The sequence below is a fragment of the Vibrio sp. Vb1166 genome, assembly GCF_033338695.1.
In the GTDB taxonomy this organism is placed as follows: Bacteria; Pseudomonadota; Gammaproteobacteria; order Enterobacterales; family Vibrionaceae; genus Vibrio; species Vibrio alginolyticus.
Map to the genome: position 1 here is coordinate 1 of NZ_JAWOTE010000014.1, position 16,335 is coordinate 16,335.

Sequence of the window (16,335 nt, forward strand, 5' to 3'; positions counted from 1 at the left end):
TTAAAATACAAAACGCCCGATGAAGTACATCGAGCGTTTTAGTTAAAAAGTGTCAACCCATATCAGGACGGGTCATTAACCCGCTAGTATGTCGGTTGCGACTTTGTAGCTTGGGTCTTCCTTCACGTTAATTTCAACCAAGCTGCCAGCTTTGTCCAAAAGTTTACGACAATCTGGGCTTAGGTGACGAAGGTGCAGCGTTTTACCTTGAGCATTGTAACGCTCAGCCAGTGTTTCAATGGCTTCAATTGCAGAGTGATCAGTCACGCGAGAGTCTGCAAAATCGACAATCACATCTTTTGGATCTTCAGGCGCGTTAAACAACTCCAGGAAGTTAGCCGCAGAGCCAAAGAAAATAGGGCCGTGAATCTTGTACTCTTTTGAACCTTCCTCGTTTAAGCACGTGTCGGCATAGATGTGCTTAGCGTGTTGCCATGCAAACATTAATGCAGAAACGATAACACCAACCGCTACGGCAACAGCAAGGTCAGTAAGAACAGTAACAACTGTCACAAGAACAATAACGAAGAAGTCTTGCTTCGGTACGCGGCGTGCTAGCTTAAATGTTGCCCATTCGAATGTACCAATGACAACCATGAACATCACACCAACCAGAGCAGCGAGTGGGATCATTTCAATTAGCGAAGAAGCGAATAAGATAAACATCAATAGAGCGATAGCCGCAACGATACCAGATAGACGACCACGACCACCTGAGTTTACGTTGATCATCGACTGACCAATCATCGCACAACCACCCATTGCGCCAAACACAGAACACGTCATGTTTGCCATACCTTGACCGATACATTCGCGGTTAGATTGACCACGAGTATTCGTCATCTCATCTAAAACTGTCAGTGTTAGTAGAGATTCAATTAGACCAATGGCCGCTAGAATGATCGCGTATGGAAGAATGATTTGTAGAGTTTCTAGCGTAAATGGCACCGCCGGAATAGAGAAGGTCGGCAGTGAACCTGCGAGTGTTGCCGCTTCATCACCAGACATTGTACGCAGGAAGTCAACAACAGTACGAGTTTCCAGATCCAAACCAACCACTAAAGCAGTCACCGTTACGATTGCAACAAGTGAAGAGGGTACAGCCGTTGTGATTTTTGGTAGAAAGTGAATGATTGCCATAGTTAGCGCAACCAAACCAAGCATTAGTAGCATTTGGTCTTGTGGTAGCCAAGTAAGCATGCCGTTGATATCTGGCGCTTTAAACTGACCCAACTGAGCTAGGAAGATAACAATAGCCAGACCGTTCACAAAACCAATCATCACAGGGTGAGGCACGATACGGATGAACTTACCCAATTTAAACATACCAGCGGCAATTTGAAGTATACCAGCGAGCATGATGGCTGCGAATAGGTACTGGACACCGTGAGTCGCGACAAGCGAAACCATTACGACTGCCATGGCACCTGTTGCACCAGAGATCATGCCGGGACGACCACCGAAAATGGAAGTAATAAGACCAACGATGAATGCAGCGTAAAGACCGACCATCGGATCTACGCCTGCGACGAACGCAAATGCGACAGCTTCAGGAACCAATGCTAGCGCAACGGTTAAGCCTGATAGCACATCATTTTTTACGGAGTGCTTAGAAAATTGGGGAAATTCGAACATGTTTGTTTTTAAGTTCTCTTTGCAATGAGTTAAACCCGACACATATTCGTATTTGCACAAGCCACTGAGTGGTTGATTTCTAATCAAACATTGCAGTGTAAACCGTAGTATTAAAAGAGCAGCATCAGAATGGTGTCGAAAACTTGAGTCGGCGCATGCTACCGAAAAGTGTGATTAAGTTCAAGAATGATACGAATAATGGCGTACAAATGTGATCACGAATTGGTATTTATATGAACAATTTATTGGGCAAATATGAAGATAAAAAAGGCTACCAGATGGTAGCCTTTAATTTATTTATGCCGTTAAGCAGTTGAACGTAATGATTTAGCCTAGTTAAAGTTAGGCTTTGTCATCTCTGCCGATGCACGGTTTTTAGCCACTTGGCTACCTGCACCTTTAGCTTGGTAACGTTCGGTTTTGAACGGCGCTGCTGCAACCGTGATTTCGCGTAGCTCTTGAGGGCCAGGTGCTTTCGTCATCGGTGCGCTAGCGTTTAGCTTAGCAGCAACTTTAATGGCTTCGACTTTAGGCTCTGGTTTATCTACTGGCGCTTCGGCTACAATCTCTTTTGCTGCTTCAACGATAGGCTCTTCAGTAGGTGCCGTTTCTACAATGGCATCAACCGGTTCAGCATGTTCAGTTACAGGAGTTTCAACGATAGGCTCTACCGATGCTGTTTCTACTACTGCCGATTCAGCTTTTTCTGCGATTACTGTTTCAACAACAGGTGCTTCTACTACTGGAGCTTCCACTTTCGCTTCAACGGTTTCTTGAACCTTGTGTTCAACAACTGGCGCATCTGTTACGACAGGTTGCTCGCGACGAATAATCACTTTACCCATTGCCATTTCTGGACACGCAAAGCCACCTTGGATTGTAGGTACTGCTGCTACAGCTTCTTCCTTAACTCGCTCTTCCTTCTTAGGTGCTGGTTTCGGAATGTAACGTGGCATTACTTTACCCATAGCCATTTCAGGAGAAGCGACACCTCCCTTACGTAGGCGGAACGGGTTAGGGCGGCGATCACGGCCACGGCGACGACGCTGGCCGCTTGCACGCAGGTGACGTGGCGAACGACGATTACGACGTTGCTTAGACTCTGCTTGCTTGTTGTCTTGCTGTGCCTCTACCGCTGCTTCTGTTGGCTTTTCAACTTTAGCTTCAACCGTTTCTTGAGTCTTAACCGCTGTTTCTTCGGCTTTCTTCTCAATAGCTTCTTGGTCCTTAACGCGTACAGACTTGTTCAATTTGCGACGTTGGCGGCGCTCTTTCACTTTTTCTGCTTTCGCATTTTGCTGCTTCGGTTTGCTCTCTTCTGGTTTTGTTTCAGTACGAGCTTCCGCTGCTAGCTGCAGACCTTTTTCCGCTACTTTTGCGTTTGCTTTCTGCTCTTGGGCTTTATCTGCCTGTTGAGCTTTAGGTTTACGCTTTTGGTTACGGTTTTGCGGTTTATTTGTTTGTTGTTGAGCTTCGTTTTGCTCATTAGCCTGCTCATCACGAGGCTTACGACGACGTCGGTTATCGCGATTGTCGCGGTTATCACGATTATCACGCTGGTTGTTATTGCGACGACGATCGTTGCGATCACGTTTGTTACGTCGATTATCGCGATTTGGTTTTTTCTCTTCCTGAGGTTTCTGTTCTTCTTTTGTTTCTTCAGAACCACCGAATAGGAAGCTACCAAGTGCTTTAAACAGACGGCTGAATAATCCAGGTTTCTCTTCTTGTTCAACGTTTTGTTCTTTCTTCTTCGCCTCAGGAGCTGGTTTAGCTGCTGGTGCAGGTGCGGTTTGAGACGGAGCAGCAAAGCCTTTAAGAACTGGCTCTTCAATTCGTTTTGGTTTTACGTCAACTTCCGCTGGCTCTTTACCTTCTGCTTCTTTCATTGCTTCCAGTTTCTTAGGAAGTAAGTAAGAAATCAGATCGAACTCTTCGCCTTCACGAACACGGATAACTTCAAAGTGCGGTGTTTCCATATCAGAGTTAGGAACAACCGTAATTTTCACTTCTTGAATGCGTTCGATATGGTTTACTGAACGACGTTTTTCGTTCAATAAGTAAGAGGCGATTGGCACAGGTACGACTGCAAGTACTTGTGCTGTGTTGTCTTTTAGCGCTTCCTCTTCAATTAAACGAAGTACAGAAAGTGCTAGAGATTCGTTGTCGCGAACGACACCAGTTCCGCTACAGCGAGGACAGATGTGATGGCTTGCTTCTGCAAGAGAAGGGCTCAAGCGCTGGCGTGACATCTCCAACAAACCAAAGCGAGAAATACGACCGATTTGTACACGAGCGCGATCAAGACGAACGGCTTCACGTAGACGGTTTTCTACTTCTCGTTGGTGACGAACTGGGGTCATATCGATAAAGTCGATAACCACTAAGCCACCCAAGTCACGTAGACGTAATTGGCGAGCAATTTCGTCGGCTGCTTCTAGGTTCGTGTTTAGAGCTGTTTCTTCAATATCGCCGCCCTTGGTTGCACGAGCAGAGTTGATATCGATAGACGTTAGTGCTTCAGTCGGGTCAATAACAATAGAACCACCAGATGGCAGACGCACTTCACGTTGGAAAGCCGATTCAATTTGGCTTTCGATTTGGTAGTGGCTGAATAGTGGAACTTCGCCTTCATATTTCTTAACGCGGTTAAGGAAATCAGGGCGCACCAATTGAATGTGCTCTTTTGCACGTTCGTAGATGGTGTTGCTATCAATTAAGATTTCGCCAATATCACGACGCAAATAGTCACGGATTGCACGAACGATAACGTTACTTTCTTGGTGGATTAAGAATGGAGCAGGGTTAGAGTCCGCTGCACCTTTGATTGCACCCCAGTGGTTAAGTAGTACATTCAAATCCCACTCAAGCTCTTCAGCACTCTTGCCAACGCCAGCAGTACGTACGATTAGGCCCATGCCCTGAGGCAGTTCCAAAGTACTTAATGCGGCTTTTAGTTGAGTACGCTCGTCACCTTCGATTCGACGAGAAATACCGCCAGCACGAGGGTTGTTAGGCATCAGAACAAGGTAACTACCAGCAAGAGAAATGAAAGTAGTAAGAGCTGCGCCCTTGCTTCCACGTTCTTCTTTTTCCACTTGAACGATAACTTCTTGGCCTTCCGTTAGCACTTCTTTGATGCTTGGACGACCTTGGTAGGTGTAACCTTCAGGGAAATATTCGCGGGCAATTTCTTTGAGAGGGAGGAAACCGTGACGCTCGGCGCCGTAATCAACAAATGCGGCTTCTAAGCTTGGTTCGATACGTGTGATACGTCCTTTGTAGATATTCGCTTTTTTAGATTCATGACCTGGACTCTCGATATCAAGATCGAAAAGTCGCTGGCCATCAACCAGAGCGACACGCAACTCTTCTTTTTGAGTTGCGTTAATTAACATTCTTTTCATTGAAAATTCTCGTTGTCTTTTCTTTTATATCTTTCTTGTCGACTTGCCACTGTTTTTTCGCTCTTTCACGGTGCCTGATCCCATGGCTTGTATTTTGCAGCCTCCCGGCTGGAAGGGGATGCTCTCGGGCACTTCAGTCATCACAAGCCTCTTGTGGTTTCTGTTGGAAACGTAGACTTGTGACCCGCTATTTGGGCGGTAGGTACTCAACGTGAATATGCGAGGAGTAGGGTGGCAAGAGTGTTGAATTCGATGTGTCTCACGCCAATGCTGCACTCGACCTTCAACGATCTACTCACATTGCTTGAGGATAAATGATTGGTAATGAATAAAATGTAACCAAACCTTCCTTAGCAGCTGTGAACTATAGCAGTGCGCGTGGCTATCAGCAATCTGCTTTCACGCAAACGATAGAAAATTTGCCGCTAAACTCAAAATTTCTATTTTATAACTGGCTGTTTCATAAGCAATTGAGATGTGCAAACTGTTCAAGACAGAAAACAAATTGAGAACTTGATTGAGAGTTTTAATAATTTAAACAAAAGCTTGGCGAAATTTAGACCAGTATGTGCCACGGAGTGTTTCTTTTACGACAAGAATAATGTGAAGTCGCACGAAATTGAGTTTACAATACCGCCCATGAACGAAATAAGAACAAAAGTCCAGTTCGTCGATATCGACGAAGATATGGCGGGTCAGCGCATTGATAATTTTTTGCGCAACCAATTAAAAGACATTCCTAAAAGCATGATTTACCGAATTGTGCGTAAGGGCGAAGTGCGCGTAAATAAAAAGCGTATAAAAGCAGAGTACAAGTTAAAAGCAGGCGATCTCGTTCGTATTCCACCGGTGACCGTCGAGAAAAAAGATGACGATGTCGCACCAAGTACGAAACTTAACAAAGTCGCTGAGTTGGAAAATATGATTATCTTCGAAGATGGCCATATGTTGATTCTAAACAAACCATCTGGCACCGCTGTGCATGGTGGCAGTGGTTTAAAGTTTGGTGCGATTGAAGCGCTTAGGGCTCTGCGTCCTCAAGCTCGCTTTCTTGAACTTGTGCATCGTATTGACCGTGATACTTCAGGGATTTTGCTGGTTGCTAAGAAGCGTTCTGCACTTCGTCACTTGCAAGCCCAGTTTCGTGAAAAGACAGTAAAGAAGTTTTACTTAGCTCTTGTCATGGGGCAATGGAAAAGCAGTTGTAAGGTTGTGAACGCGCCACTGCTCAAAAACGAAGTGAACAGTATTGTTCGTGTTAACCCTAATGGTAAGCCGTCAGAAACGCGTTTTAAGATTTTGGAAAAGTTCGAACAAGCTACATTGGTTCAGGCGAGTCCGATTACTGGTCGAACTCACCAAATCCGAGTTCATACGCAATACACTGGTCACCCAATCGCTTGGGATGATCGCTACGGTGATCGTCGCTTTGACGCTTACACAGGTCAAGTTGGTTTAGATCGTTTGTTCCTACACGCGGCAAACATCAAGTTCCAACACCCATCAAATGATGAGTGGATGGAAATCAACGCACCGATGGAACCGAAACTAGAAAAAGTGTTGGCGGGTTTAAGAAACGCGTAACCATGTTTTCCTCGCGGATGCAAAAGGGAGCCTGTGGCTCCCTTTTATCGTATTTGGGTTAAAGGACATCGAGTCCTTGAACATGCAACATATCAATCAAATCAATCAATGGTAGTCCGACAAGTGTGTTCGGGTCTTTACCAACTAATTTCGTAAACAAGCAAATTCCCATGCCTTCGCTTTTAAAGCTGCCTGCGCAGTAAAAAGGTTCTTCCCTGTCGACGTAGCGTTTGATTTGTTCAAGCGTTAAATCTCTAAAGTGCACCTCGAAAGAATCAAAGCCGACTTCTGTATGGTTTGTGACGGTGTTATGTACCGCAAGACCAGTATAGAAAGTGATGACTTTTCCACTTTGAGCCAAAAGTTGATTTATCGCGTTATCTCTATTTAAAGGCTTGCCAACGATTTCACCATTAATGACACAAACTTGGTCACTGCCGATAACTAAACTTGCTTTATCCGTCTGGCAAGATATTGCTTTCTCTTGGGCCAGTCTCTGCACAAGTTCAGTTGGCGTTTCTTGGTCAAAAGGTGTTTCATCGCAATCAGGTGATAAACAAACGAATGGTAGTGAGAGCTTTTCAAGCAGTTGTTTACGAAAAGGGGAAGTTGAGGCTAAAACCAGTTGGTAATTTTTCATTTTGAATTACAATTCGTGGGAGCATTTCCAATAGGATAATCGATCAAAAATGATTCTGGCTAATGCTCTGTATGTTAAGCGCAAAAAAGTACAACTTTTTTGCCTTTTTCTTTGACTAATTTTGATTTGGAAGATAATATTCGCGCCCTATGCAAAAGGTAAAAATACCGCGAACGGTTGACCCAGCTAAAGCTGCACAGAAACGATTGGATTACGATGGCATCATCCAAGCTAGTCTTTTCAAGCGCTTAGTGGAAACAACTGAAGGCGTAAAACGCGACGCAGAAGTCTCATTGTCATTTGGGATGGATGAACAGCGACTCGTTGTTATCTCTGGTAAAGCTAACATCGAAGTCGATTTAGAGTGTCAGCGTTGTAATGAGGTATTCGCACATGAGTGCGAAGTTGAATTCCTTTCTACTCCTTACTACGGTGAGAAAACAGAACAGGAAGCACCAGAAATTTATGATTTGGTAGATCTAAATGAATATGGTGAATTAGACCTCATACAACTTGTTGAAGACGAGTTCATCTTAGCATTACCTCAAATTGCGATGCACGATGAAGCGGATTGTAGCGTTGATTCAAATAACATGGTTTTTGGTGAGATTCCTGAAGAAATTGAGGAAGAAAAACCGAATCCATTCGACGTTTTGAAAAGTCTGAAAAAGTAATAGGTGTGGTAGCCGATTCTTCTTCAGGTTTTTAACCCAATAGTATAGGAGTAGGGTCAATGGCCGTACAGAAAAACCGTAAAACTCGTTCTAAGCGCGGTATGCGTCGTTCACACGATGCGCTAACTACAGCTGCTCTATCTGTAGACGCGACTTCTGGTGAAACTCACCTACGCCACAACGTAACTGCTGAAGGTTACTACCGTGGTGAAAAGGTTATCAACAAGTAAGGTTGAACCTTTGCAAAGTATTACCGTTGCACTTGATGCAATGGGCGGGGATTTCGGTCCACGCGTAACAGTGCCTGCCGCCGTGCAGGCACTGTCTCATTTCCCAGAGCTAAAAGTGATTCTTATTGGTGATCAATCTCTGGTCACGTCTCAATTATCTCAACTCGGTACCTCGACCAGTTCCCGCTTGACTATTCTTCACAGCGAGAAAGTTATCTCGAACTCAGAAAAACCTTCATTGGCGTTGCGTAATAGCCAAAATAGTTCTATGCGTATGGCTATCGATTTGGTTTCTGAGCAGAAAGCGGATGCTTGTGTTAGTGGTGGCAACACCGGTGCATTAATGGCACTATCGCGTTTCATTCTTAAGTTACTTCCCGGCATTGAACGTCCTGCTTTAGTTTCCGCTTTACCGACGATTACCGGAAAGCGCACTTGGATGCTAGATCTGGGGGCGAATGTATCGTGCGATGCTGATAGCTTGTTCCAATTTGCTGTAATGGGCAGTGCATTAGCTGAAGAACACTTGGGTCGTCCTCCTCGCGTTGCTGTACTCAATATTGGCGCAGAAGAGATTAAAGGTAACGATTTAGTCAAACGTTGCGCAGAAATGCTTTCTCAGACCGATGCGATTAACTTTGTCGGTTATATTGAAGGTAATCAAATTTTGCATGATGTTGCTGACGTCATTGTTTGTGATGGATTTGTCGGCAACGTATGCTTAAAAGCCAGTGAGGGAACAGCTCAACTTTTTATCGAAAAAATTAAAACCAGCATAATGGCATCAACGATAAAGGGTTGGATAGCTAGAAAGTTGTTTTCTAGGCTGTTTAATGAACTAAAAACACTGAACCCCGACCAGTATAACGGCGCAAGTTTGCTAGGATTGCGCGGCATTGTCATAAAAAGCCATGGAAGTGCGGATGTATCTGCGATTGTCAATGCACTTGGCGAGGCAGTACACGAGGTCAAACGACAAGTACCAAGCCGTATTAGCGATCGTTTGGAAGCGGTTTTACTCGAGAGGCATTATTAGTCTTCATGTATAGCAAAATTTTAGGTACTGGCAGCTACCTGCCATCTCAGGTGCGTACAAACGCAGATCTAGAGAAAATGGTAGATACAAGTGATGAGTGGATCGTTGCTCGCACGGGTATTAAAGAGCGTCGAATTGCTGCAGAAAACGAGACTGTAGCAGACATGGCATTCTACGCAGCTGAAAACGCTATCGATATGGCGGGTATTGATAAAAACGATATCGACCTGATTATCGTAGCCACAACGAGCAGTAGCCATACTTTCCCTTCATCTGCGTGTCAGGTGCAGGCAAAGCTTGGCATTAAAGGTTGTCCAGCTTTTGACTTAGCCGCTGCTTGTTCTGGTTTTGTGTACGCATTATCTGTTGCAGACCAACATATCAAATCTGGTATGTGCAAAAACGTACTTGTGATTGGTTCAGATGCTTTGTCTAAAACGTGTGATCCGACAGACCGTTCAACCATTATCCTATTTGGTGATGGTGCCGGAGCCGTTGTCGTAGGCGCTAGCCAAGAGCCTGGCATTATCTCTACCCACATATACTCGGATGGTCAATTCGGAGAGCTTCTAAGCCTACCTGTACCTGTGCGGGGGCAAGATGCGGATAAATGGCTTCATATGGCTGGGAACGAAGTATTCAAAGTCGCTGTCACTCAGCTATCGAAACTAGTAAAAGATACGCTTGAAGCCAACAACATGCATAAGTCTGAACTAGACTGGCTAGTGCCGCACCAAGCGAACTACCGCATTATTTCAGCGACAGCGAAGAAACTTTCGATGTCACTAGACCAAGTCGTGATTACACTTGATAAACACGGCAACACATCAGCTGCGACGGTGCCAACAGCACTAGATGAAGCGGTACGTGATGGTCGTATTAAACGCGGTCAAACTCTGCTTCTTGAAGCGTTTGGCGGCGGATTCACTTGGGGCTCGGCCCTTGTGAAGTTCTAAGTTTCACAAGAATTCAAAATTTAAGGTGCACTTGGTGCATCTTATTTCTTTTTACTTTGCTTAAAGGAAAACAACATGAGCAAGTTTGCTATCGTATTTCCAGGTCAAGGTTCTCAAGCTGTAGGTATGCTTGCAGAACTAGGCGAACAATATGACGTAGTAAAACAAACATTTGCAGAAGCATCTGACGCACTAGGTTACGATCTATGGGCGCTTGTTCAAAATGGACCTGCAGAAGATTTAAACGAGACTTTCCGTACTCAACCAGCTTTGCTAGCTTCATCTGTTGCAATCTGGCGTGTATGGCAGGAACTTGGCTTAGAGCAACCAGCAAACCTAGCCGGTCACAGCCTAGGTGAGTACTCAGCACTTGTATGTGCGGGTGTTATTGACTTTAAAGAAGCCATCAAGCTGGTTGAATTACGTGGTCAACTTATGCAAGAAGCAGTACCAGCTGGTACTGGCGCAATGTACGCGATTATCGGTTTGGCTGATGATGCGATTGCAAAAGCGTGTGAAGACGCAGCGCAAGGCGAAGTGGTCTCTCCAGTAAACTTTAACTCGCCTGGTCAAGTCGTTATCGCTGGTAGCAAAGACGCAGTAGAGCGAGCTGGTGCGCTATGTAAAGAAGCTGGTGCGAAGCGTGCGCTTCCTCTTCCTGTTTCAGTACCTTCACACTGTGCACTTATGAAGCCAGCAGCGGAAAAACTTGCTGTAGCTCTCGAGTCTATCGAATTTAACTCACCACAGCTGCCAGTTATCAACAACGTTGATGTGGTTGCTGAGACAGATCCTGCAAAAATCAAAGATGCGCTTGTTCGTCAGCTACATAGCCCAGTTCGTTGGACTGAGACAGTTGAACTGATGCACGAACAAGGCGTAGAAAATCTTCTTGAGCTTGGTCCTGGTAAAGTTTTAACAGGTCTAACAAAACGTATCGTGAAAACGCTAACTGCAGCCGCAGTGAATGATATCGCATCGCTAGACGCTGCGAAGTAATCCATCAAGCGATAAATTTGCGATAAGAAAAGGAAACACAACATGATGAATCTAGAAGGTAAGATCGCGCTAGTTACCGGCGCAAGCCGTGGTATTGGCCGCGCGATCGCGGAACTTCTTGTCGAGCGAGGTGCTACGGTTATCGGTACTGCTACTTCTGAAAGTGGTGCGGCTGCTATCAGCGAGTATCTTGGTGATAACGGTAAAGGCTTAGCGCTTAACGTGACTGATGTCGAGTCTATCGAAGCGACATTAAAAACGATCAACGAAGAATTTGGTGTGATCGATATTCTGGTGAATAACGCTGGTATTACTCGTGACAACCTATTGATGCGCATGAAAGATGATGAGTGGAACGACATCATCGATACCAACCTAACGCCAATCTACCGCATGTCTAAAGCGGTTTTACGCGGTATGATGAAAAAACGTGCGGGTCGTATCATCAACGTAGGCTCTGTTGTTGGTACCATGGGTAATGCTGGTCAAACTAACTACGCAGCAGCGAAAGCGGGCGTGATTGGTTTTACTAAATCAATGGCTCGTGAAGTTGCGTCTCGTGGTGTAACAGTGAACACTGTTGCTCCTGGTTTCATCGAAACTGACATGACTAAGGCGCTAAATGATGACCAACGTGCGGCAACTTTGTCGAACGTGCCAGCAGGTCGTTTAGGTGACCCACGTGAAATTGCATCAGCAGTAGTTTTCCTTGCTTCTCCTGAAGCAGCGTACATTACTGGTGAAACTTTGCATGTAAATGGTGGCATGTACATGGTTTAATGCGACAGTTTATGCAAAATAAGCTATTTTACATTGTGAAAAATAGCCTATAGTTGCAGTTAACTGTCATGAACTTGTCATGCTTATGCGCAAGATTTGTGCATGATTTAAGTCAAAAATGTATTGAAATTCGGTTAAATTCGCTAATTTTGTGGTTTGACCAGCAAGGACCCCCTTGCAACTTTCAATAGTTCGAATAAACTACGGAATCATCGCATTAGGCGAAATCTGTAAAGGAAAAGAAAAATGAGCAACATCGAAGAACGCGTAAAGAAAATCATTGTTGAACAGCTAGGTGTAGACGAAGCAGAAGTTAAAAACGAAGCTTCTTTCGTTGACGATCTAGGTGCTGATTCTCTAGACACTGTAGAACTAGTTATGGCTCTAGAAGAGGAATTCGACACTGAGATTCCTGACGAAGAAGCTGAGAAGATCACTACTGTTCAAGCTGCAATCGACTACGTAAACAGCGCTCAGTAATTAGCTCTCCCAGGCGGTCTCCTAGACCGCCTGTGTTCTTTCTAACTTCTTCTATCCTCTCATAGAAATATTCAATTCCCGGAGAATTATATCGTGTCCAAGCGTCGTGTAGTTGTCACTGGCATGGGTATGTTGTCACCGGTAGGCAACACAGTAGAATCATCTTGGAAAGCCCTGCTAGAAGGTCAAAGTGGTATCGTAAATATCGAGCACTTTGATACTACGAACTTCTCAACTCGTTTTGCAGGTCTTGTTAAAGATTTCGATTGCACAGAGTACATGTCTAAAAAAGATGCTCGTAAGATGGACCTTTTCATCCAGTACGGCATTGCAGCGGGTATTCAAGCTCTTGATAACTCTGGCTTACAAATTACCGAAGAAAATGCGGCTCGAGTTGGTGTTGCTATCGGCTCAGGCATTGGCGGTCTTGACCTTATCGAAACTGGCCATACTGCATTAGTAGACAAAGGCCCTCGCAAAGTTAGCCCATTTTTTGTTCCTTCGACCATTGTAAACATGGTTGCAGGTAACCTATCTATCATGCGTGGTCTTCGTGGTCCAAATATCGCGATTTCTACCGCATGTACTACTGGCCTGCATAATATCGGCCATGCAGCACGTATGATTGCCTACGGCGATGCAGATGCGATGGTTGCTGGTGGTGCAGAAAAAGCTTCTACGCCTCTTGGCATGGCTGGCTTCGGTGCAGCTAAAGCACTATCTACTCGTAATGAAGAGCCTCAAAAAGCGTCTCGCCCATGGGATAAAGGCCGTGATGGTTTTGTTCTAGGTGATGGTGCTGGCATGATGGTGCTTGAAGAGTACGAACACGCAAAAGCACGTGGCGCGAAGATTTACGCAGAACTGGTTGGTTTTGGTATGTCTGGTGATGCTTACCACATGACATCTCCAAGCGAAGACGGCTCTGGTGGTGCACTTGCGATGGAAGCGGCGATGCGTGACGCTAACATCACAGGTACTCAAGTAGGTTATGTGAATGCTCACGGTACTTCTACTCCTGCTGGTGATGTTGCAGAAATCAAGGGCGTGAAACGTGCTCTTGGTGAAGAAGGTGCGAAGCAAGTTCTTGTGTCTTCAACTAAGTCTATGACGGGTCACCTATTAGGTGCTGCTGGCTCTGTTGAAGCAATTATCACGGTTATGTCTTTGGTTGACCAAATTGTTCCGCCAACCATTAACCTTGATGATCCAGAAGAAGGTCTAGACATCGACCTTGTGCCGCATACAGCGCGCAAAGTTGAAGGTATGGAGTACGCTATCTGTAACTCGTTTGGCTTTGGTGGTACAAACGGTTCTTTGATCTTCAAGAAGTTCGCTGAGTAACACTATCTAACCTAATTTAGATAAGCGAAACTTGTATTCTAACGGCTCGATGCTTAGCATTGAGCCGTTTTGTTTTATTTGTTGTCTGCTAATTTGAAGGTACGTGAATGTTTTGGGTAAATGGAGTTCCGCAAACGCATGTAGAGCTAGGTGATCGCTCATTCCAATACGGTGATGGAGGCTTTACCACCATCCTGACCCAAAATGGAGAGTTGGTTTACTGGCAGGAACATACTGAGCGCATGAGTGCTTGCCTTGACGCTTTGAAGATCTCTTCACCTGACTGGAAAGTTGTGCATGATTGGGCAAGCAAAGCGGTTTTATCTGACGCACGAGCAGGGGTGAAGATTCACGTTAGCCGCGGTATTGGCGGGCGAGGGTATAGCCCTAATGGGATTGAAAGCCCTATCGTGACGATTTCCAATTTTGCGTTTCCTTCTCATTATTCATCTTGGCAAGAACAAGGTGTGGACTTGGGCGTTTGTAATACTCGTCTAGGGATTCAACCTTTACTTGCGGGACATAAGCACAACAACCGTTTAGAGCAGATTCTCGCCAAGGCTGAAATCGACAATACAGAGTTTGCAGATGCAATAACGTTAAATGTGCAAAACCATGTCATTGAAACTACAATGGCCAACCTTTTTTGGGTTAAAGGTAATAAAGTATTTACGCCGGAGCTGACCTTATCAGGCGTTACGGGCGTAATGCGTCGTAAGGTGCTTGAGTTACTTAAAGTAAGTCATATTGAAGTCATCGAGCGGCGTTTTATACTTCCAGATTTGCTGAGTGCTGACGAGGCTTTCATGTGTAACTCAATATTAGGTGTCGCACCTATTCGCAGCATAGTGACATCGAACTCTAAGACTATATTTCCGATAGGAAAATTGACTCAACGACTGCAAGGGAATTTAACTACGTGATTAAAAAACTGTTGGCTTTTGTTGTGCTGATCGCAGTGATAGGCGCAGCAGCTGTTTTTTATATAATTTCACAGGCTAAACAATACGTTGAAAAGCCTATTCTATTGGAACAACCTCAGCTGTTTACTGTAGAAAGTGGTACAAGCTTTCATCATGTCATGCGCGCCTTAGTTGAAGATGAGGTGATTGAAACATCGGAGTATATCCGTTTAATTCCTCACTTATATCCAGAATTGTTGCAAGTGCGAGCGGGTACTTACCAACTTGAGCCTGGTATGTCACTTTCGCAAACATTGGAGCATCTGAATACTGGAAAAGAATACCAGTTTGCGATCACTTTTGTTGAAGGCAGCCGCTTTTCTGAATGGGTAGATCAACTAAAAAGTGCTCCTTATTTAAAGCATGATTTAACCGATCTTTCAGAAAAAGAAATGGCTGCGAAGCTCGGAATTGAGAGAGAAAAGCTAGAAGGGTTGTTTTTAGCAGAAACCTACCATTACACAGCGGGTGCGAGTGAAAGCCAGTTATTAAAACGAGCGCATCGAAAACTCAATAAAATACTGGACGCTAGCTGGGAAGCTCGTCAAGAAAAGCTGCCATTACAGGATAAATATGAAGCCTTGATTCTCGCGTCTATCATCGAGAAAGAGACGGCTATTGATTCTGAGCGTGAGCGCGTCGCTTCTGTGTTTATCAACCGATTGAACAAACGCATGCGGTTACAAACTGATCCGACAGTTATTTATGGTATGGGTGATGCATACGATGGCAATATTCGTAAGAAAGATTTGCGTACGCCGACACCATATAACACTTATACCATCAATGGTTTGCCACCAACACCGATTGCGATGGCTGGTGAAGCTTCCATTGAAGCGGCTTTGAATCCAGAAAGCAGCAACTATTTATATTTTGTAGCAAGTGGAAAGGGCGGACATGTATTTTCGAAATCCCTTGCTGAGCACAACCGTGCTGTTCGTGCCTATTTAAGAGAACTAAGAAAGAACAAATGATGAAAGCAAACTTTATTGTCGTTGAAGGCCTAGAAGGCGCGGGTAAAAGCACTGCGATTAAAACCGTTTTAGATACGCTAAAAGCGGCAGGTATTGAGGATATCGTAAATACCCGTGAGCCAGGAGGCACACCGCTAGCAGAAAAAATGCGCGCTCTGGTGAAAGAAGAGCACGAAGGCGAAGAACTTAAGGACATGACGGAGTTGCTTCTTCTGTACGCTGCACGTGTTCAGTTGGTTGAGAACGTGATCAAACCAGCTTTGGAAAACGGTCAGTGGGTGGTTGGTGACCGACACGATATGTCGTCGCAAGCTTATCAAGGTGGTGGCCGTCAGATTGACGCATCGTTAATGAAAAATCTCCGGGATACAACGCTTGGTGATTTTAAACCTGCTCTCACTCTCTATATGGATATTGACCCTCGTGTTGGGCTTGAGCGTGCACGTGGGCGTGGTGAGTTAGATCGTATAGAGAAGATGGATATTAGTTTCTTCGAGCGTACACGTGAGCGTTATTTGGAGATTGCTCATGCCGATCCTTCCATCGTTATCATTAACGCAGAACAGACGATTGAAGGCGTGTCGCGTGATATTCGGGACGCTCTAAACGAGTGGCTAGCTCGTCAATAAGTGAA

General features: G+C 44.9%; 15 protein-coding genes. 12 read left to right on the forward strand and 3 right to left on the reverse strand.

Annotation, left to right across the window (positions count from 1 at the left end):
• Positions 1 to 75: 75 nt before the first annotated feature.
• Both R7E51_RS14845 and rne read right to left on the reverse strand, forming a co-directional pair.
• The gene (locus R7E51_RS14845; protein ID WP_005380840.1) at positions 76 to 1,635 is read right to left on the reverse strand and encodes a SulP family inorganic anion transporter; all 1,560 of its coding nucleotides are present in this window, start codon (positions 1,633 to 1,635) and stop codon (positions 76 to 78) included.
• 332 nt (positions 1,636 to 1,967) lie between these two features.
• Positions 1,968 to 5,042 carry a ribonuclease E gene (gene rne / locus R7E51_RS14850; protein ID WP_042523100.1) on the reverse strand — a complete coding sequence of 1,025 codons (3,075 nt, stop codon included), beginning with the start codon at positions 5,040 to 5,042 and terminating at the stop codon, positions 1,968 to 1,970.
• A gap of 639 nt (positions 5,043 to 5,681) precedes the next feature.
• Here rne and rluC point away from each other — a divergent pair.
• On the forward strand, positions 5,682 to 6,626 hold the full coding sequence (gene rluC / locus R7E51_RS14855; RefSeq protein ID WP_206957926.1) for a 23S rRNA pseudouridine(955/2504/2580) synthase RluC: 945 nt from the start codon (positions 5,682 to 5,684) through the stop codon (positions 6,624 to 6,626).
• Between the two features lie 58 nt (positions 6,627 to 6,684).
• Here the strand turns inward: rluC and R7E51_RS14860 are convergent, their stop codons facing one another.
• Entirely contained in the window at positions 6,685 to 7,266 is a 582-nt protein-coding gene (locus R7E51_RS14860; RefSeq protein ID WP_054577644.1) for a Maf family protein, read from the reverse strand.
• A 149-nt stretch (positions 7,267 to 7,415) separates the two neighbouring features.
• On the opposite strand from R7E51_RS14860, the gene yceD reads away from it, so the two are divergent.
• The 11 genes from yceD (at position 7,416) to tmk (ending at position 16,330) form a co-directional block, all read left to right on the forward strand.
• Positions 7,416 to 7,940 carry a 23S rRNA accumulation protein YceD gene (gene yceD / locus R7E51_RS14865; protein WP_005387307.1) on the forward strand — a complete coding sequence of 175 codons (525 nt, stop codon included), beginning with the start codon at positions 7,416 to 7,418 and terminating at the stop codon, positions 7,938 to 7,940.
• 59 nt (positions 7,941 to 7,999) lie between these two features.
• On the forward strand, positions 8,000 to 8,170 hold the full coding sequence (gene rpmF, locus R7E51_RS14870; protein ID WP_206957924.1) for a 50S ribosomal protein L32: 171 nt from the start codon (positions 8,000 to 8,002) through the stop codon (positions 8,168 to 8,170).
• 10 nt (positions 8,171 to 8,180) lie between these two features.
• Positions 8,181 to 9,206, forward strand: coding sequence for a phosphate acyltransferase PlsX (gene plsX, locus R7E51_RS14875; RefSeq protein ID WP_206957923.1), 1,026 nt, complete (start codon positions 8,181 to 8,183; stop codon positions 9,204 to 9,206).
• A 5-nt stretch (positions 9,207 to 9,211) separates the two neighbouring features.
• The gene (locus R7E51_RS14880) at positions 9,212 to 10,162 is read left to right on the forward strand and encodes a beta-ketoacyl-ACP synthase III (protein WP_017821385.1); all 951 of its coding nucleotides are present in this window, start codon (positions 9,212 to 9,214) and stop codon (positions 10,160 to 10,162) included.
• A 75-nt stretch (positions 10,163 to 10,237) separates the two neighbouring features.
• Positions 10,238 to 11,161, forward strand: coding sequence for an ACP S-malonyltransferase (gene fabD / locus R7E51_RS14885; protein ID WP_005387313.1), 924 nt, complete (start codon positions 10,238 to 10,240; stop codon positions 11,159 to 11,161).
• A 45-nt stretch (positions 11,162 to 11,206) separates the two neighbouring features.
• The gene (gene fabG / locus R7E51_RS14890; RefSeq protein WP_031781117.1) at positions 11,207 to 11,941 is read left to right on the forward strand and encodes a 3-oxoacyl-ACP reductase FabG; all 735 of its coding nucleotides are present in this window, start codon (positions 11,207 to 11,209) and stop codon (positions 11,939 to 11,941) included.
• A 246-nt stretch (positions 11,942 to 12,187) separates the two neighbouring features.
• On the forward strand, positions 12,188 to 12,421 hold the full coding sequence (acpP, locus tag R7E51_RS14895) for an acyl carrier protein (protein ID WP_004406112.1): 234 nt from the start codon (positions 12,188 to 12,190) through the stop codon (positions 12,419 to 12,421).
• 93 nt (positions 12,422 to 12,514) lie between these two features.
• Positions 12,515 to 13,765: a beta-ketoacyl-ACP synthase II gene (gene fabF, locus R7E51_RS14900; RefSeq protein ID WP_005372948.1), complete on the forward strand. Its 1,251-nt coding sequence runs from the start codon at positions 12,515 to 12,517 to the stop codon at positions 13,763 to 13,765.
• A 107-nt stretch (positions 13,766 to 13,872) separates the two neighbouring features.
• Positions 13,873 to 14,688: an aminodeoxychorismate lyase gene (gene pabC / locus R7E51_RS14905; RefSeq protein ID WP_206957922.1), complete on the forward strand. Its 816-nt coding sequence runs from the start codon at positions 13,873 to 13,875 to the stop codon at positions 14,686 to 14,688.
• Positions 14,685 to 15,701 (forward strand): endolytic transglycosylase MltG, encoded by a 1,017-nt coding sequence (gene mltG, locus R7E51_RS14910; RefSeq protein WP_005372950.1) that lies wholly within the window; start codon positions 14,685 to 14,687, stop codon positions 15,699 to 15,701. The genes pabC and mltG overlap by 4 nt, the downstream gene beginning before the upstream one ends.
• Positions 15,698 to 16,330, forward strand: coding sequence for a dTMP kinase (gene tmk / locus R7E51_RS14915; RefSeq protein ID WP_005387350.1), 633 nt, complete (start codon positions 15,698 to 15,700; stop codon positions 16,328 to 16,330). The genes mltG and tmk overlap by 4 nt, the downstream gene beginning before the upstream one ends.
• Positions 16,331 to 16,335 lie beyond the last annotated feature (5 nt).